This is a genomic window from Paracidobacterium acidisoli (assembly GCF_003428625.2).
Lineage (GTDB): Bacteria > Acidobacteriota > Terriglobia > Terriglobales > Acidobacteriaceae > Paracidobacterium > Paracidobacterium acidisoli.
In genome coordinates, this window is sequence record NZ_QVQT02000003.1 from 283,471 (window position 1) to 299,415 (window position 15,945).

The 15,945-nt window shown below is 61.7% G+C and carries 17 protein-coding genes; 7 read left to right on the top strand and 10 right to left on the bottom strand.

The features are described 5' to 3' along the window. Window positions 1-151 precede the first annotated feature (151 nt). Complete coding sequence (locus D0Y96_RS08760; RefSeq protein WP_117298997.1) at window positions 152-538, bottom strand: type II toxin-antitoxin system VapC family toxin; 387 nt, start codon at window positions 536-538, stop codon at window positions 152-154. Continuing rightward, window positions 535-828: a type II toxin-antitoxin system Phd/YefM family antitoxin gene (locus D0Y96_RS08765; protein WP_117298998.1), complete on the bottom strand. Its 294-nt coding sequence runs from the start codon at window positions 826-828 to the stop codon at window positions 535-537. The genes D0Y96_RS08760 and D0Y96_RS08765 overlap by 4 nt, the downstream gene beginning before the upstream one ends. Window positions 829-1,181: 353 nt before the next feature. Between D0Y96_RS08765 and clpB the strand changes: the two genes are divergently transcribed. The 3 genes from clpB to D0Y96_RS08780 are packed head-to-tail and all read left to right on the top strand — an operon-like array spanning window position 1,182 to window position 4,544. Continuing rightward, complete coding sequence (clpB, locus tag D0Y96_RS08770) at window positions 1,182-3,836, top strand: ATP-dependent chaperone ClpB (protein ID WP_117298999.1); 2,655 nt, start codon at window positions 1,182-1,184, stop codon at window positions 3,834-3,836. A gap of 52 nt (window positions 3,837-3,888) precedes the next feature. After that, entirely contained in the window at window positions 3,889-4,134 is a 246-nt protein-coding gene (locus D0Y96_RS08775; protein ID WP_117299000.1) for a type II toxin-antitoxin system Phd/YefM family antitoxin, read from the top strand. Beyond that, window positions 4,134-4,544, top strand: coding sequence for a type II toxin-antitoxin system VapC family toxin (locus tag D0Y96_RS08780; RefSeq protein WP_117299001.1), 411 nt, complete (start codon window positions 4,134-4,136; stop codon window positions 4,542-4,544). The genes D0Y96_RS08775 and D0Y96_RS08780 overlap by 1 nt, the downstream gene beginning before the upstream one ends. 10 nt (window positions 4,545-4,554) lie before the next feature. Here the strand turns inward: D0Y96_RS08780 and D0Y96_RS08785 are convergent, their stop codons facing one another. Next, the gene (locus D0Y96_RS08785; RefSeq protein WP_117299002.1) at window positions 4,555-5,547 is read right to left on the bottom strand and encodes a zinc-dependent alcohol dehydrogenase family protein; all 993 of its coding nucleotides are present in this window, start codon (window positions 5,545-5,547) and stop codon (window positions 4,555-4,557) included. Window positions 5,548-5,771: 224 nt separating this feature from the next. Between D0Y96_RS08785 and D0Y96_RS08790 the strand changes: the two genes are divergently transcribed. Both D0Y96_RS08790 and D0Y96_RS08795 read left to right on the top strand, forming a co-directional pair. Continuing rightward, window positions 5,772-6,335: a glutathione peroxidase gene (locus tag D0Y96_RS08790; RefSeq protein ID WP_117299003.1), complete on the top strand. Its 564-nt coding sequence runs from the start codon at window positions 5,772-5,774 to the stop codon at window positions 6,333-6,335. A 210-nt stretch (window positions 6,336-6,545) separates the two neighbouring features. Further along, window positions 6,546-7,385, top strand: a complete 840-nt coding sequence (locus tag D0Y96_RS08795; protein WP_117299004.1) for a hypothetical protein — start codon at window positions 6,546-6,548, stop codon at window positions 7,383-7,385. A gap of 47 nt (window positions 7,386-7,432) precedes the next feature. Here D0Y96_RS08795 and D0Y96_RS08800 read toward each other — a convergent pair whose 3' ends face one another. From D0Y96_RS08800 to prfA, 5 genes are read right to left on the bottom strand one after another with little or no spacing between them, the layout of a single operon-like run. Next, the gene (locus tag D0Y96_RS08800) at window positions 7,433-8,713 is read right to left on the bottom strand and encodes an aminopeptidase (RefSeq protein WP_117299005.1); all 1,281 of its coding nucleotides are present in this window, start codon (window positions 8,711-8,713) and stop codon (window positions 7,433-7,435) included. Window positions 8,714-8,727: 14 nt separating this feature from the next. Further along, the gene (gene prmC, locus D0Y96_RS08805) at window positions 8,728-9,561 is read right to left on the bottom strand and encodes a peptide chain release factor N(5)-glutamine methyltransferase (protein WP_117299006.1); all 834 of its coding nucleotides are present in this window, start codon (window positions 9,559-9,561) and stop codon (window positions 8,728-8,730) included. Window positions 9,562-9,602: 41 nt separating this feature from the next. Then, window positions 9,603-9,899, bottom strand: coding sequence for a BrnA antitoxin family protein (locus D0Y96_RS08810; protein WP_117299007.1), 297 nt, complete (start codon window positions 9,897-9,899; stop codon window positions 9,603-9,605). Continuing rightward, the gene (locus D0Y96_RS08815; protein ID WP_117299008.1) at window positions 9,877-10,152 is read right to left on the bottom strand and encodes a BrnT family toxin; all 276 of its coding nucleotides are present in this window, start codon (window positions 10,150-10,152) and stop codon (window positions 9,877-9,879) included. Before D0Y96_RS08815 ends, D0Y96_RS08810 begins: the two co-directional genes overlap by 23 nt. 58 nt (window positions 10,153-10,210) lie before the next feature. Continuing rightward, window positions 10,211-11,287 carry a peptide chain release factor 1 gene (gene prfA / locus D0Y96_RS08820; RefSeq protein WP_117299009.1) on the bottom strand — a complete coding sequence of 359 codons (1,077 nt, stop codon included), beginning with the start codon at window positions 11,285-11,287 and terminating at the stop codon, window positions 10,211-10,213. A gap of 329 nt (window positions 11,288-11,616) precedes the next feature. On the opposite strand from prfA, the gene D0Y96_RS08825 reads away from it, so the two are divergent. Further along, complete coding sequence (locus D0Y96_RS08825) at window positions 11,617-13,497, top strand: ATP-dependent DNA ligase (RefSeq protein WP_117299011.1); 1,881 nt, start codon at window positions 11,617-11,619, stop codon at window positions 13,495-13,497. Here the strand turns inward: D0Y96_RS08825 and D0Y96_RS08830 are convergent. Continuing rightward, on the bottom strand, window positions 13,494-14,432 hold the full coding sequence (locus tag D0Y96_RS08830) for a cation diffusion facilitator family transporter (RefSeq protein ID WP_117299012.1): 939 nt from the start codon (window positions 14,430-14,432) through the stop codon (window positions 13,494-13,496). The genes D0Y96_RS08825 and D0Y96_RS08830 overlap by 4 nt on opposite strands. A gap of 58 nt (window positions 14,433-14,490) precedes the next feature. Then, the gene (locus tag D0Y96_RS08835; RefSeq protein WP_117299013.1) at window positions 14,491-14,985 is read right to left on the bottom strand and encodes a hypothetical protein; all 495 of its coding nucleotides are present in this window, start codon (window positions 14,983-14,985) and stop codon (window positions 14,491-14,493) included. Between the two features lie 328 nt (window positions 14,986-15,313). On the opposite strand from D0Y96_RS08835, the gene D0Y96_RS08840 reads away from it, so the two are divergent. Further along, entirely contained in the window at window positions 15,314-15,883 is a 570-nt protein-coding gene (locus D0Y96_RS08840) for a YbhB/YbcL family Raf kinase inhibitor-like protein (protein ID WP_199480219.1), read from the top strand. Window positions 15,884-15,945: the final 62 nt, after the last annotated feature.

The window sequence follows — 15,945 nt, forward strand, 5'->3', positions numbered from 1 at the left end:
GCCGTCCAGGCACTCGCGCCTTCGGCGCCGGTTTGCGTGATGCCGAATCATACCGGACGACAAAGAGAGCTGCTGCAAAAGCGACTGAAGAGGTTGCTGGGAAATCAGTTCTGTATCGGTGCACGGCTTCAGCATGCCCGGACGGCCAGCCCTACCAGAGGCGGCGAACGCCGAAGGCGTCGAGCTTCGTGTCTTTGCTGATCACAAGCATGTCTTCTGCCAGCGCCTGAGCCGCAATCATGCGATCGAATGGATCGCCATGATCCCCGGCGAGACGGCCGGCCCGCAGAGCGACGGCAGCGGAGATGGGCAGCAGTTCATAGCCGGCGCCTGTTACCTGATCGAGGAACTCGCGCTCAAGGCGTTCGGCTCCGGGCAATTTACCAAGACGGACTTTGGTTGCAATCTCCCAGGCCGTGGCTGTGGAGACAAAGAGACGGTTCGCTTCGTCAGTGAGCAGCGCGCGGGCGCTTGAGCTGAGCTCGGCCGGCGCCAGGCCAGCCCAGATCAGAGTGTGCGTGTCGAGAAGGAGTTTCATCTGTCGCCGCGGCGGATCGCCGGATCAGGAGTGGAAAGCAGCGGGTCTTCTTCTCCGGGACCGAAGCCCATCTCCTCATCGGAGAGCGGCTCCCAGAAAGCATCTCCGAGGACGAAATTCGGATCTGCGAGAAATCCCAGCCGCTTTTTCTCGACCGGCTGAATGGCTTCCAGGCGAGCGACCGGGGTTTTCTCGCGGCCGGAGGTGATGACGACCTCCTCGCCGGCCTGAGCCTTCTTTACCAGCTCGGAAAGGTTTGTTTTTGCTTCGAAGATGGTGGCAGTAATCATGGCAGAGTCATCCTGCTAAGTTATCTTAGTCAAGATGGATACTGAAGGTCAAGAAGCCATCTCAAAAAATGCCGATTGAGAGGAAAGCGTACTCAAATGAGGGGTTTATCACAGACTCTTATTATTGATATGAATGCACTCATATTTTATGAATCATTTGTGCTATAGTGGCGTCGAATAAGCTGCAGGTTGAGGTCTGCCAGAGCGCAGGGACTCGGTCCGTGCGCCTGGGGCAGGCAGTTAGCAGTCAGCCATAAAACGGTCGGCAGGTTGTCTCGCTGGCCGCCTTGCCGCTGACGGTTTCATCGCCGGCCGTTTCACCAGCTACTCGCATCATCAGCTACAGGAGAATCATGGCAATTCGCTGGGATAAATTCACCGTAAAGTCGCAGGAGGCCGTGCAGGCCGCGAGCGCGCTTGCCGCCGAAAACGGCAACCCCGAGCTGCTGCCGCTGCATCTGCTCGCCGCCCTCCTCGGCGACAAAGAGGGCATCATCGTGCCCGTGCTGGAGAAGGTCGGCGTGCCCACGCCGCAGCTTGCCGCGCAGGCGCAGGACGCCCTGAGCAAGCTGCCCAAGGTCAGCGGCGCATCCGCGCAGCCCGGGGCCTCGAACGCAATCAACAAAGTCTTCGAGCAGTCTTTCAAAGAGGCTGAAAATTTTAAGGACGACTACGTCTCGACCGAGCATCTGCTGCTTGCCCTTGCCGGGCAGAAGAACGACGGCGCCGCTCTGCTGCTGGCCTCTTTCGGAGCCACGCGCGACGCGATCCTTAAGAGCCTCAGCACCGTGCGCGGCGCGCAGCGCGTGATCGATCAGAATCCGGAAGCCAAGTTCCAGGCGCTCGAAAAATACGCAAAAGACCTCACCGAGCTCGCCCGCCGCGGCAAGCTCGATCCCGTCATCGGACGCGACGAGGAGATTCGCCGCGTCGTCCAGGTCCTTTCGCGCCGCACCAAAAATAATCCGGTGCTCATAGGCGAGCCTGGTGTCGGCAAAACCGCCATCGTCGAAGGCCTCGCGCGTCGCATTGTGCACGGCGACGTGCCCGAAATTCTCAAGGACAAGCGCGTCATCTCGCTCGACCTCGGTTCCATGCTCGCCGGCGCAAAATATCGCGGCGAGTTCGAAGACCGCCTCAAAGCCGTCCTCAAGGAGATCGAGGAGTCGAACGGGCAGATCGTCCTCTTCATCGACGAGCTGCATACCCTCGTCGGCGCCGGAGCAGCCGAGGGCGCCATCGACGCCTCCAACATGCTCAAGCCTGCGCTCGCTCGCGGTGAGCTGCGTGCCATCGGCGCAACCACGCTGAACGAGTACCGCAAGTACATCGAGAAGGACGCGGCCCTCGAGCGCCGCTTCCAGATCGTCTTCGTCGGCGAGCCGAATGTCGAGGACACCATCGCCATCCTGCGCGGTCTCAAGGAGCGCTACGAAGCGCACCACAAGGTTCGCATCAAGGACGCGGCCATCGTCGCCGCCGCGACGCTCTCGCACCGCTACATCTCCGACCGTTTTCTGCCCGACAAGGCCATCGATCTGGTCGACGAGGCAGCGGCGTCGCTCGCCATCCAGATCGGCTCCGTCCCCACAGAAATCGACGAGCTGGAGCGCCAGGCGACGTCGCTCGAAATCGAGCGCGCCGCCCTCAAGCGCGAGAGCGACGACAACTCGAAGCAGCGCCTCGAAGCCGTCGAGCGCGAGCTGGCCGCCCTGCGCGAGCGGACCACCGGCCTGCGCGCCCGCTGGCAGAAAGAGCGCGAGGCCATCACCCGCCTCAGCGACGTCAAGAAGCAGGTCGAAGCTCTGCGCTTCGAAGCCGACGAGCAAACCCGCCGCGGCAACCTCGAACGCGCCGCACAGATTCAGTACGGCGAGCTGCCGAAGCTTGAAACCGAACTGAAGAAGCTCAACGCGCAGCAGGAAGGCGCCGACGGATCGCACCGCATGCTCAAGGAAGAGGTCGATGAAGAAGACATCGCCTCCATCGTCAGCAAGTGGACCGGCATCCCCGTCACCAAAATGCTCGAAGGCGAAGTGAAGAAGCTTGTCCGCATGGAAGAAGGTCTGCGCGAGCGCGTCATCGGGCAGGACGACGCCCTGACGACAGTGGCCAACGCCATCCGCCGCTCGCGTGCCGGCCTCAGCGACCCGAAGCGTCCCATCGGCTCCTTCATTTTTCTTGGACCGACGGGCGTCGGCAAGACTGAGACCGCCCGCGCTCTCGCTGAGTTCCTCTTCGACGACGAGCAGGCCATGATCCGCATCGATATGTCCGAGTACATGGAGAAGCACTCTGTGGCCCGTCTCATCGGCGCGCCTCCCGGATACATCGGCTTCGACGAAGGCGGCCAGCTCACCGAAGCCATTCGCCGCCGTCCCTATGCCGTCGTCCTCTTCGACGAGATTGAAAAGGCGCATTCGGATGTCTTCAACGTCCTGCTGCAGGTGCTCGACGACGGACGCCTCACCGACTCTAAGGGCCGCACGGTGGACTTCAAGAACACGGTGCTCATCATGACGTCGAACCTCGGCGCGGCACTTCTGCAGGGCGAATCGCTTACCAGCGAAGTCGCCTTCGAGAAGGCCCGCAACCAGGTGATGGATGTGCTCAAACAGAGCTTCCGTCCCGAGTTCCTGAACCGCGTGGACGACATCGTGATCTTCCGTCCGCTCGGCGAGGAGCAGCTCACGCACATCGTCGATCTGCGGCTGAAGGATCTCGAAAAGCTGCTGGCCGAGCGTCATATCACCATCGAGCTCACCGACGCGGCACGCCACCAGCTGCTGACCTCGGGCTACGATCGCGCCTACGGAGCGCGGCCGCTGAAGCGCGCCTTACAGCGCCTCATTCAGGACCCGCTGGCCATGAAGATCCTCGACGGTGAAGTGCTGCACGGCGACCATGTGCGCATCGAAGCCGACCCGCGGAGCAATCATCTGCGCATCGAAGTCAAAACCCGGGCCGGCATTCCGATCGAGAGCCACATCCACATCGGCCAGGCGTAAGCAGTGAAACCACATTATTGACCAGTCGAAATGACTGGTCAATAATGTCTGTATGAGAGAAGTTCAGGCATCCCAGGCAAAAACACACTTTCTGCAGCTCCTCGACGACGTGGAGCGCGGAGAAACCGTGGTGATTACCCGCCACGGCCGCCCCGTTGCCCGGTTGACATCGGAAGCCAGACCCGATCAAAACAAAGTCGCAGAGGCTTTTGCGGCACTTAAGGAATTTCGCCGCAGCAACGGTCGTATCACTGTCGAGGAGATACTCTCAGCGCGGGACGAAGGAAGAAAGTACTGATGCCCTTTGTTCTGGACGCTTCCATTACCTTAAGCTGGTCATTCTCCGACGAAGGTCATCCTCATGCCGCTCTGGCAGAGAAACGTCTGCAGACCGATCCCGCCGTAGTGCCCAGCCTTTGGTGGCTGGAAATTCGAAATGCTCTGTTGATGAACGAACGTCGCGGACGACTGACCGAAGCGAAGACCGCAGCTTTTCTGCGCTTCCTGTCCGGGCTTCCCATCACGCTCGATCGCGCGCCCAGTGAAGCGGAGGTGTTGCGCCTTGCCCGGACCCACCGGCTCACTGTCTACGACGCGTGCTATCTCGAACTTGCGCAGCGCAATGGAACAGTCCTCGCCACGCTCGATGCGGACCTGATCCGCGCCGCGAAAGCAGAGGCCGTCCCCCTCATTGGTGAAGTCAGCTAACGGTCCGTCCTTACGGAACCGTCACCACAACCTTCCCGATCTGCGCGTTCGACTCCAGATACTGGTACGCCTCCACCACCTGTGCAAACGGAAATGTCTTCGCAATCTTCGGCTGAAAGCGCCCATCCGCCAGCCGGTCGAAGACATACTTCTTCGCCGCAGGCAGCCGCTCCGGATTCTGCGTGAACTCCATCAGCGTATAGCCGCGAATGTTCAGGCCCTTCACCAGCGCCGTTACCAGCGGATACAGCGTCGGCTCCATCGAAAGCCATCCGTACTGAAAGATGATCCCCTCCGGCGCCGCCACCTGCGCCAGCGTCTCCAGAAACGGCCCGGCCACCGGATCGAAGATCACCCGCGGACCCTTGCCGCCGGTAATCTCCGACACCCGCGCCACAAAATCCTCGTCCTCCGTCGCAATCACATGGTCCGCGCCCAGCGCAGCAATCTCGGCCTTCTTGCTGTTCTTTCTGGTCGTCGCGATCGACACCGCGCCTTCCGCCTTCGCAATCTGGATCGCGGCCAGCCCCACGCTGCTCGACGCCGCCGGAATGATCACGAAATCCCCCTGCGTCAGCTTCGCAATTCCGATCAGCGCGCCCCACGCCGTCACATATTGCATCCAGATCGCCGCGCCCTCCGCCGCAGAGAGGTTCGCCGGATACTCGCCCAGCGCGAACACCGGCGCAATCGCCTCCTCGGCCACCATCGGATACTGATTCATCGAAAACGCCGGAATCGTCGACACCCGCTTGCCCAGCCAGTTTTTGTCCACGTCCGGCCCCACCGCTTCGACGACTCCCGCAGCCTCATATCCCAGCCCGGCGGGCAAACGCGCCTCCTCCACATACTGGCCGTGATAAAACATCGACTCCGCCCGGTTCAGCCCAATCGCCTCGACCCTCAGCCGCACTTCTCCCTTGCCCGGCTGCCGTGACGGCTGCTCTTCGAACTTCAGCTTCTCCGGCCCGCCGGCTTCATGAAAACGAACGATCTTCGGCATTCCAATCTCCTTGTGCGCCGCCGTTCCCAGCCCGCTTCTGAAAACCCAGCCCGCTCCCGAACGACGGCATGCGTTTTGGATGGACGACCCCACCGAGCCGATGCAGAAGTCGTTTCCCGATAAACCCCGGCAATCCCCCGCCAAAGCCACGCAGCCTGATTTTCACGTAACTCCGCGCGCGTCCCAAGCATCTACCTGGAAACAACCTCATCGACGGAGCCATCATGAGCACACCGATCTACGACATCCCTGTAAACCGCATCACCGGCGAGCCTGCCACGCTGCGCGAGTTTCAGGGCAATGTCGCCCTCGTCGTCAACGTCGCCTCAAAGTGCGGTCTCACGCCTCAGTACGAAGGCCTCGAAAAGATCTACCGCCAGTACCGCGACCGCGGCTTCGTCGTGCTCGGCTTTCCCGCCAACGACTTCGCCGGCCAGGAGCCCGGAACCAACGCCGAAATCCAGTCCTTCTGCACGCTGAACTTTGGCGTCGAGTTCCCGCTCTACGAAAAAATCACCGTCACCGGCGACGCCACGCATCCGCTCTATCAGGCCCTTATCGCTGCCGAACCCGAATCAACGACGCCGAACCCGGGAAAGTTTCGCGCCGACCTCGAAGGCTATGGCCTCGTCACGAACCCCGCCCCCGGCATCCTCTGGAACTTTGAAAAGTTCCTGCTTAACCGTAAAGGCAACGTTGTCGCCCGCTTCTCGCCCGAGTTGACGCCGGAAGATCCGGTGATCACGGCCGCGATTGAGAAGGAGATAACAGCGGATTCATTTTCATGAAATCCGTATCCCGCACAATATTCCATGTCTGAACAGTCATATCTGAAGGTTGCGGTTTCTACTCTGCCAGGAGATAGTAGCCTGTAAGTACACAGTGGAAGCTTTGCCGGTGATGCCTGTTGCGGGCGAAAGAAGATCTGGAACCGTGCGGATTCCCCTCATGGATTCAGGACTGCCTGGCATCTCCGGAAAATTGGGCAAAGGAGATTTATGAGCACGCAGGAGCGCGTTTTTTCCCTCATGGCCAGGCCGGTTCCGCTGAGAACGCTGGCCATCCGCAAACTGCTCCGTACCTGGCCGACAGGCTCTTATCGTTCCCGGTTGTATCTTGGAGCCGTCAATCGTCCTCATTACGGATGGTGCCTCTACCATGCCGCAGAGGAAGCAAAAGCGCTTGGATACAAGGCGATCACTGTTCTGGAGTTCGGAGTGGCCGGCGGGAACGGGCTTATCTGTCTCTGCGAGCACAAAAGAGCGATTGAGAAAGAGATGGGTGTAGAGGTTCGGGTCGTGGGGTTCGATACGGGGAAGGGACTTCCGCCAAGCAGCGACCCGCGTGATCTGCTGTACTGCTGGCCTCCGGGCTCCTACGAGATGGACCGTCCCGCTCTGGAGGCGCGCATCGCTGGGCGGGCTGAGCTGGTCATCGGAGATGTAGCACAGACAGTGATCGGATGGGAGCCAGCGGCGCATGCCCCGATTGGGGCTATTATGTTCGACCTGGACTTCTACTCATCCACGATGGCGGCGTTCGGTATTCTCAGCCAGGCGAACACTCTTCCGCGTATCTGGTGCTACTTCGATGACATCCGGGGATATCCGGAGAATGCCTATACCGACGGCATCGGCGAGCGGGAGGCGATCCGGCAGTTCAACCTCGCTCCGGAGCGGAAGCAGCTCCGTGATCACCTCTCTCCGGCCTATACATTCAAGGCCGTGCCGCCGGAAGCCTGGCATGAGGACATCTATCTCTACCATCGCCTTAACCATCCCAATTACAATACCTGTCTTACGAAAGAAGAAAAGTCTCAGCTGAGACTTGCGAACTGACAGCGGCAGGACGTTTGCTGTAAGGCGTATCCGGAGACGGAACCGCCTTACACCCACTCGCCCTGCCGCATCAGCGGCTCGACGGTGCCCGTCGCGGTAATGCCATCGAGGTCGATCTTTCCCGACCCAATCATCCAGTCCACATGGATCAGGCTGTCGTTCGCGCCCTTCGCCGCCAGCTCTTCCGGCGTCAGCTTGTCGCCATTTTTCAGGCAGCTGCTGTACGCCTGTCCCAGAGCGATATGGCACGCGGCATTCTCATCGAACAGCGTGTTCAGAAACAGCAGGCCGCTCGCCGCAATCGGAGACGAATGCGGAACCAGCGCCACTTCGCCCAGCTTCCGCGCGCCCTCGTCCGTGTCGATCATCTTCTGCAGCACTTCCTGGCCTTTGGTCGCGCGCGCCTCCACAATGCGCCCGCCCTCAAAGCGCACCGAGATGCCCTCGATCATCGTCCCCTGATGCGACAGCGGCTTGGTCGCCGTCACCGTGCCTTCCGTGCGGTCCTTGTGCGGCGTTGTGAAAACCTCTTCCGTCGGCATGTTGGGAATGCAGTACCGCCCGTTGCCCGCCGTCGTTCCGCCGCCCAGCCACAGGTGATCGTCTGCCAGGCCGACACGTAAATCGGTCCCCGGCCCACGAAAATGCAGCGTCGCGTAGCGCTTCTCGTTCATCGTCGCTGCACGCCGATGCAGGTTGGCATCATGCTGCTTCCACGCTTCTACCGGGTCCGTCAGGTCGGCCCTCGACGCGGCAAAGATTGCATCCCACAACTTCGCCAGCGCCGCTTCCGGCGCCAGATCGGGAAACACCGCCGCGGCCCACGCCGGCGTCGCGCACGAAACGATCGTCCAGTTAATCTCGTGCCGCGTAATCAGCTCCAGCGCCGGACGGTACGCCTTCGACACCGCGCGATTCGCGCGCCCCACCTTTTCCGGGTCCTCCTGCGACAGCAGCGAAGGATTCCCGCCCGCCACCGCCAGCCGCGCCGCGCCCTCTTTAAACGCCGCCGCCATGCCGTCATAGAGCCATGAAGCCGCCGTATCGAAGCCCGCATCCGCTCCATAGCGATAGCGCAGCAGCGTCGACTCCTCATCGGTGAAGAACGTCGTCACCAGCGCCGCGCCTGCCTTGTACGCATGTTCGGTAATGCGCCGCACCAGCGGCAGTGCGTCCAGCGTCGCGGTCATCACCAGCTGCTGTCCGGGAGCCAGCCCCAGGCCGGTGCGAATGGCAACCTCGCCCAGGCGATCGAGCTTCCGTTCAAACTCCTGCTGTGAAGACTGCGTGTCGGCTTTGGTATCGGCGAATGCGGTTGCGGGATTCATCACGTCTCCTATTGTCACGCCCCGCGCCGCGCGATGGCAACGCGCGGAATCCCCTGCAGGTCATCCACAAACTCCACGTCGCTCCAGCCCGCCAGCAATCCGGTCAGCGCCTCGCGCTGCCCATGGCCCATCTCCAGCATCAGCCAGCCACCTGCAGCCAGCGCCTCACGCGCCTGCGGAATCAGCCGCTCATAGATATCAAGCCCCGTCGCGCCCGCAAACAGCGCCGTATGCGGCTCGTAGTCGCGCACCTGTGTTTCAAGAAGTTCGCCGCTTGCAATATATGGAGGGTTCGAAACGACCGCATCGAATCGCTCGCCCTGCACTGCGCCCAGCAGATCGGACGGAAGAAACCGCATCCGCTCCTCGACGCCATGAGCCTGAGCATTACCCTGTGCAACCGCCAGCGCGGCCTGCGAAATATCGAGCGCCGTCACCTGCGCCCGCGGCAGCACATGCGCCAGCGCCACAGCAATCGCGCCCGACCCGGTTCCGACATCGGCCACGCGCAGCGCAGCATCCCGGCTCACTCTCGCCAGCAAAGCCTCTACAAGATGTTCGGTTTCGGGGCGGGGAATCAGCACATCGGGCGTCACGCGAAAGCGCAGCCCATAAAACTCCTGCTCGCCCAGAATGTACTGCACCGGCTCCTGTGCCGCCCGCCGCCTAATCCACGCCTGATAGCAGTCAATATGTTCCTGCGAAATCTCTTCATCCGGATGCGTCAGCAGCCACGCCCGGTCGCGCCCTACCGCCCGCAGCAAGAGCAGCTCCGTATCGCGTCGGCCGGTCGGCAGATGCGCCAACCGTGCAGCGCCTTCACTCAGTACCGTACGAAGCGTTGCCATAGCTCTCAATCAGGAATGGCGGCGAAGCCGCGCCCGCAAGCCTACGACGCGGCGTTGCGCCGTCGGGCCTGCCGGGCAAGCCACGCGCGGATAGCTTCTTCCAGATGCAGTTCCCAGTTGGCGGTGGACTGGAGCTGATCGACGACATCACTCGAAAGGCTGACGGAAATCTGCTTCCGAGCCGGTTTCTTTTCCGCCTCGGGAGCAGACTTCAGAGAGCGCAGCTTGCGCTGAAGCGATTCGGGAAGCTGCGAAAAGCTTTTGGCGCGGGCAAAGTCTTCCTCGGTCCACTCCGGATTTTCATCGTCGATCAGCTCAGGGTTGACAGGCTTCGGCATATCGCTTTCTCTCCTTTCGGTTCGCTGTTCTCAGGCTTATGACGCGAACAGATTCGCCCCGGAATGTAAACACCAGCGCATAAAGCTTATCGTTAATCCAGCCAAGAGAGCGATATCGTTTTTCGCCGTAGTCGCGGCGGGTGTCTTCCACTGTGACCGCTGTCTGAAAATCAAACTCCGCAGCGAGCGTAAAGGGAAGGCCGCGTTCACGGACATTGCGCTCATTCTTGGCCGCATCAAACGTGATCTTCACCCCCGCACAATAAGAGCCTGCTGTCTTCTCCGCAAGAGTACGTCCGTGCAGTCTGCACTCAGGCGGCTGCTTCGGCCTCAGCCTTCAGCCGCTCTGCATTGAAGTGTGCAATCAGCGCGTCGATCACCGGCTGCAGCCGTCCTTCCATCACATCGGCAAGCTGATGGATGGTCAGTCCGATGCGATGATCCGTCAGCCGGTTCTGCGGAAAGTTGTACGTGCGAATCTTTTCGCTGCGGTCGCCCGATCCCACCTGCTGCTTCCGCTCCTTCGCCAGCGCCTGCTGCTGCCGCTCCATCTCCACTTCATACAGGCGCGAGCGCAGCACGCGCATCGCCTTCTCGCGATTCTTGATCTGCGATTTCTCGTCCTGGCAGCTCACCACCGTATTCGTCGGCAGATGCGTAATGCGCACCGCCGAATACGTCGTGTTCACCGACTGCCCGCCCGGCCCCGACGAGCAGAACGTATCGATGCGAATGTCCTTCGCCTCGATCTTCACATCCACTTCCTCCGCCTCCGGCAGCACCGCTACCGTAATCGCCGACGTATGCACGCGCCCCTGCGTCTCCGTTGCCGGAACCCGCTGCACCCGATGCACGCCGCTCTCGTACTTGAGCTGCGAGTACACCCGGTCGCCTTCGATAATCGCGATCACTTCCTTCAGTCCGCCCACCGACGACTCCGACGAAGACAGCACCTCCACCTTCCACCGGTGCTGCTCCGCAAACCGCGAGTACATGCGAAACATCTCCGCCGCAAACAACGACGCCTCATCGCCGCCCGTGCCTGCACGGATTTCGACAACCACGTTCTTCTCATCGTTCGGGTCTTTGGGCAGCAGCAGCACCTTCAGCTCTTCCTCGACCTTCGGCTCGCGCTCTTCGAGCTGCGCCAGCTCCTCTTCGGCCATCGTGCGAATCTCCGCATCGCTCTCGTTCAGCATGCCCTTCGCATCGGCAATGCCCGTGCGAACCTCGCGATACTCGCGAAACTTATCGACCACCGGCTCCAGCTCGCGGTGCTGCTTCGCGATCTTCTGATACTTCTGCTGGTCGGAGATAATCTCCGGCTCGGCCATCTGCCGTCCCAGCTCTTCATAGCGGGCTTCAATCTGTTCCAGGCGTTCAAACATGGTGTGCTCTCAGGGGCGTTTCAAAGATCAATTTCGATGGGAAGGGTGAAGCGGAGCGACAGCGGCTGGGAGCCGCTAACGCGTTTCCAGGAACGCTGTCTCTCGAAGCCCACGCTCCTGAGCTGGCGCGACCATCAGGGAGCGCCGGCGCTGCGCGAACTTCAACGAGGACGCCGTATCCCTGGAAACGTCGTAGAGAAGGGTGCCGAAGGTGAAACTCTGCCGCATCTGTCTTAGTTTACCGCTCTTTTGGATGCGCCGCAGCCAGAAAAGACGCTGCACGCCGCCCGCCCATCGACCATCTATAGTCAACTGGGGAGCCATCCGGAATGAGCCTCTTCCTGCCCTTCGCCGAGCTGTGCGACGCCCTCGCCGCGACCACGAAGAAGCTCGAAAAGCGCGCCCTCATCGCCCAGTACCTCAAATCGCTGCCTATCGCCGACGCCTCTCGCGCCGTCCTCTGGCTCTCCGGCTCGCCCTTCGCCGAAACCGACCGCCGCGCCCTCAACGCCGGAGGCTCGCTCCTCAGCAAGGCCGTCGCCCAGCTCACCGGAGCCGACCGCAACTCCATGCACGCCGCCTACCGCCGCCACGGAGACTTCGGCGCAGCCTCAGCCGATCTGCTCGCCGCCCGCCTCGCGCACGCCGCGACCCTCACTCTCGCCGCTCTTGAAACCGCCTTCGACCACCTCGCCGCCGCCCGCGGCTCCGCGCCAAAGCTGCGGCTGGTGACCGATCTCCTCGCGCAGGCCACGCCCGTCGAAGCCAAATACCTCATCAAGCTCATCCTCGGAGACATGCGCACCGGCGTGCAGCAGAGCCTCGTCGAAGAGGCCATCGCCGCAGCCTTTGATACGGAAGTCCCCGCCGTGCGTCGCGCCGGCATGCTCCTCGGCAACCTCGGCAAAGTGGTGGCGATGGCCGCGCAGGGCACGCTCGCCGAGGCCCGCATGAAGCTCTTCCATCCCCTCGGCTTCATGCTCGCCAGCCCCGTCGCCACCGTCGACGAAGCCATAGACCGTTTCGCCAGGGAAACTGAGGCGGAAGAAACCGGATTCCTTCGAGCATCCAGCGAAAGCGCCGCGACGGTTGCTAATGAGGTCTCTTCCGAGGCGCCGAAGGCGCGGTTGCCTGGACGGCCAGTCCAAATGGAGGACAAATACGACGGCATCCGCGCGCAGCTTCATTGCGGAGATTCCTCCGAGCCAGGCCGCGTCGGCCTCTTTTCCCGCAGCCGCGAAGACCTGAGCGACGGTTTCCCCGACCTCATCGAAGCCTTCGCCGCTATCCCCGAGCCGGTCATCCTCGACGGCGAAATTCTCGCCTGGAATGCCGCCGCGCAGCGTGCCCTGCCGTTCTCCTCGCTCCAGCAGCGTATCGGCCGCAAGCGCGTCACCGAGCAGATGCGCGAGCAGATCCCCGTCGTCTTCATGGCCTTCGATCTGCTCTATGGCAACTCCGAATTACAGCTCGAACAGCCTCTGCGCCAACGGCGAACGCTGCTCGAAAATTTCCTCGCCACCCACGGCCCCGTCACCGCAGAAGCCGTACAGCGAGGACAGGCCAGTCTCTTCGCGCCGGAAACCGCGCAGCCATTTTTCCCGCGCCTGATGCTCGCGCCCGCCACGCCTCTCGCATCGGCAGAACAACTGGACCGCGCCTATTCTGAAGCCCGCAATCGCGGCAACGAAGGCGTCATGCTCAAATCGCTCGCCAGCACCTATCAGCCCGGACGCCGCGGACTCGCCTGGCTCAAGCTCAAGCGCGAGCTGGCCACGCTCGACGTCGTCGTTACCGGAGCCGAGTTCGGCAACGGACGCCGCGCCGCCGTCCTTAGCGACTACACCTTCGCCGTGCGCGATGGCGCGACAGCGAATGGCTCTGAATCAAATAATCTCAACCTGAAGAATGTCGGGAAGGCCTACTCCGGCCTCACCGACGCCGAAATCGCCGAACTCACCGACTTCTTCAAAGCCCACACCCTCGAAGACTTCGGAACCTTCCGTACGGTAGAGCCCCTGATCGTCCTCGAAGTCGCCTTCAACAACGTCATGCGCTCCGACCGCCACGCGAGCGGCTTCGCGCTGCGCTTCCCGCGCATCGTCCGAATCCGAACCGACAAGCCTGTCGAGGAGATCGACACGCTGCAGCGCGTCGAGGAAATTTATGCGGGGCAGCCTGAACTGGGCGCTTCTTCGCTGCCCAGCTAGTGATGGTGGTGATGATGCCCGGCCATCTCTTCGACGGGCATTACGCATCCGTGCGCCACTTCGCACTCCGTGTGCTCGAACTGCAGTGTGGTGTGGTGAATGTGGAACCTGTCGCTGAGCGTGTGCTTCATCTTTTCGAGAATACGATTGCTCTCCGACAGCGGAATGTCGGCGATTGTTACATGGCTGGCAAGGGCGTGCGTCTGTGAGCCGAGGCTCCAGACGTGAAGATCGTGAACATCTTCGACGCCTTCGATGCCGCAGAGCGCAGAGCGTATCTCGCTCAAAGAGATGCCGTGTGGCGTGCCTTCGAGCAGAATGTTCAGCGTCTCGCGCACGATGGAGATCGAAGACCACAGGATGAGGGCTGCAATCACGAGCGACAGCGCGGGATCGATCCATGTCTGCGCGGTGAAGAGAATCGCGGCGCCGCCCACAATCACCGCTGCCGTCGACAGCGTATCGCCGAGCATGTGGATGAAGACGCTGCGGATGTTGACGTCGTGGCTGACCCGCCAGAGCAGAGCGGCGATCACACCGTTCATTAGCACGCCGGCTGCGGCCACCAGCATCATGATGCGCGGCTGCACCGCCTCCGGATGGCCGAAGCGATGAATGGCCTCAGCCCCGATCCAGATGGCGATGAGCACGAGCGTGAGCGCGTTCAGAAATGCGGCCAGCACGCCGGCCCGCTGATAGCCGAAGGTCTTTTTGTCGGTAGCCGGGCGTCCCTGAAAGTAAACGGCGACGAAGGAGAGGACCAGCGCCAGCGCATCCGATGCGTTGTGGCCGGCCTCGGAGATCAGCGCCAGCGAATGGGCGCGCCATCCGGCAAGCAGTGTGAGCGCCACATAGGCGAGGGTTGCGATCAGAGAAAAGCGCAGCACGCGCTGCATCTTCTTCTGTGCGGCGGCCGTCGTGGCATGAACATGCATCAGCTTCAGTCTATCGGCTTGGCGATCCGAGATTCAACGGAGTTTCACGATCCGGTTTTTACACCGTTGGATTCCAGGTGCGGGGCTTCCCTGGATTCGATCTGCGGCGCGGCGGCGGAGGAGGCACGTAGTGCATGGTGTCGCGCAGGCCGCTCCAGCCCTCCGCCACCACAATGCTGTTTTCCGGACGATGCACGTCGTAGCGCACCGAGCAGGGAATGCCGAGCTGCGTCTCTTTGAGATTGATCTGATCGCGCAGCGCGGTCACGTCCTGCGAGCACTCGTACTCGACGCCGCCGATCTCATATTTATAAAGAATGAGCTGCATGCCGTCGGGCTGACCGTTCTCTCCCGGTCCCATTTCGGAGATATCGATTACGGTGCCGTCGATGATGCGGCCGCTGAGCACCAGATCCGCGCGCCGCTGCCGCTCCAGCTCTTCGAGCGAGGGGCGTTTGCGCAATGCAAAAAGCGCGGCGACGCCACCGGCGCAGAGTACGGCGAGCGCCATGGCTCCAATAACCTCGGGGTCGCGCAGTGAAAATCCGCTCATCGGACTCTCCGGGTGTCCGGATCGGGCAGGCCCGGACAGGAAGGCGCTTTGTCTGTGCCGCCGTCATCCGTGGAACTACTCTGATACAGACAGATGCAGCATATCATTCCACCGTATGCTTTACAGGCAGCGCAGATTACGGTTTGAAGAACGGTGCGGCGATTCACCACGGACGGAAAGTCGCGTTATAGTTTTGTCCATCGAATCAGAAGAGCCTGCCGCGTTATCCGGCTGGCGGCGGGTCTTCAGTGCAGACATCTCCGGCGTCCGAACGGCCGGCGTCAAAATACGACCGGCCATGGAAAAACAGTCAGAGACAGGAGCAGCGATGAAAGCAGCGATCCTTTGTGCAGTGTTAGTGTCGGCGCCGCTGTTTGCGCAGGATAAACCGGCAGCCCCGAAGCCTCCGGCCGGCCCCGGGCTGACGCTCACCACCAGTGCCTTCGCCGATGGCGGCATCATTCCCGATCCATACACGATGAATGCCGGCCCGGCGGCGGTCTCTCCGAAGCTCGAATGGAGCCACGTTCCGGCCGGAACGGTCACGTTCGCACTGATTCTTCACGATCCGGATACTTCCATCCGTCACAGCACGCAGGAGGTGCTGCACTGGCTGATATTCAATATTCCCGGCACGGCGACCAGCCTGCCCGAGGGCGTGCCGGCGACGGCGCAGCTTCCTGACGGGACGATCCAGGGGAAGAATCAGCGCGGCACGGTGGGCTATATGGGCATGGGCGCGCCGGCTGCCGGCCCCTACCACCATTACACCTGGGAGCTCTTTGCGCTGGACACGAAGCTCGATCTCGGTCCGGATGCGACGCGTGAGGATGTGCTGAAGGCCATGGACGGACACATTCTTGGCAAAGGCGTGGTCTTCGGCCGGTTTCATCGCTGATTCGGTCTGGTCCTGATCCCCTGTCCGGAAATCCGGACGGGGGCAACCATCCGGTCCGGAAG

Coding starts and splice junctions, on each gene's coding strand:
- D0Y96_RS08760 (WP_117298997.1), bottom strand. CDS start 538: ATGAAACTCCTTCTCGACACGCACACTCTGATCTGGGCTGGCCTGGCG.
- D0Y96_RS08765 (WP_117298998.1), bottom strand. CDS start 828: ATGATTACTGCCACCATCTTCGAAGCAAAAACAAACCTTTCCGAGCTG.
- clpB (WP_117298999.1), top strand. CDS start 1,182: ATGGCAATTCGCTGGGATAAATTCACCGTAAAGTCGCAGGAGGCCGTG.
- D0Y96_RS08775 (WP_117299000.1), top strand. CDS start 3,889: ATGAGAGAAGTTCAGGCATCCCAGGCAAAAACACACTTTCTGCAGCTC.
- D0Y96_RS08780 (WP_117299001.1), top strand. CDS start 4,134: ATGCCCTTTGTTCTGGACGCTTCCATTACCTTAAGCTGGTCATTCTCC.
- D0Y96_RS08785 (WP_117299002.1), bottom strand. CDS start 5,547: ATGCCGAAGATCGTTCGTTTTCATGAAGCCGGCGGGCCGGAGAAGCTG.
- D0Y96_RS08790 (WP_117299003.1), top strand. CDS start 5,772: ATGAGCACACCGATCTACGACATCCCTGTAAACCGCATCACCGGCGAG.
- D0Y96_RS08795 (WP_117299004.1), top strand. CDS start 6,546: ATGAGCACGCAGGAGCGCGTTTTTTCCCTCATGGCCAGGCCGGTTCCG.
- D0Y96_RS08800 (WP_117299005.1), bottom strand. CDS start 8,713: ATGAATCCCGCAACCGCATTCGCCGATACCAAAGCCGACACGCAGTCT.
- prmC (WP_117299006.1), bottom strand. CDS start 9,561: ATGGCAACGCTTCGTACGGTACTGAGTGAAGGCGCTGCACGGTTGGCG.
- D0Y96_RS08810 (WP_117299007.1), bottom strand. CDS start 9,899: ATGCCGAAGCCTGTCAACCCTGAGCTGATCGACGATGAAAATCCGGAG.
- prfA (WP_117299009.1), bottom strand. CDS start 11,287: ATGTTTGAACGCCTGGAACAGATTGAAGCCCGCTATGAAGAGCTGGGA.
- D0Y96_RS08825 (WP_117299011.1), top strand. CDS start 11,617: ATGAGCCTCTTCCTGCCCTTCGCCGAGCTGTGCGACGCCCTCGCCGCG.
- D0Y96_RS08830 (WP_117299012.1), bottom strand. CDS start 14,432: ATGCATGTTCATGCCACGACGGCCGCCGCACAGAAGAAGATGCAGCGC.
- D0Y96_RS08835 (WP_117299013.1), bottom strand. CDS start 14,985: ATGAGCGGATTTTCACTGCGCGACCCCGAGGTTATTGGAGCCATGGCG.
- D0Y96_RS08840 (WP_199480219.1), top strand. CDS start 15,314: ATGAAAGCAGCGATCCTTTGTGCAGTGTTAGTGTCGGCGCCGCTGTTT.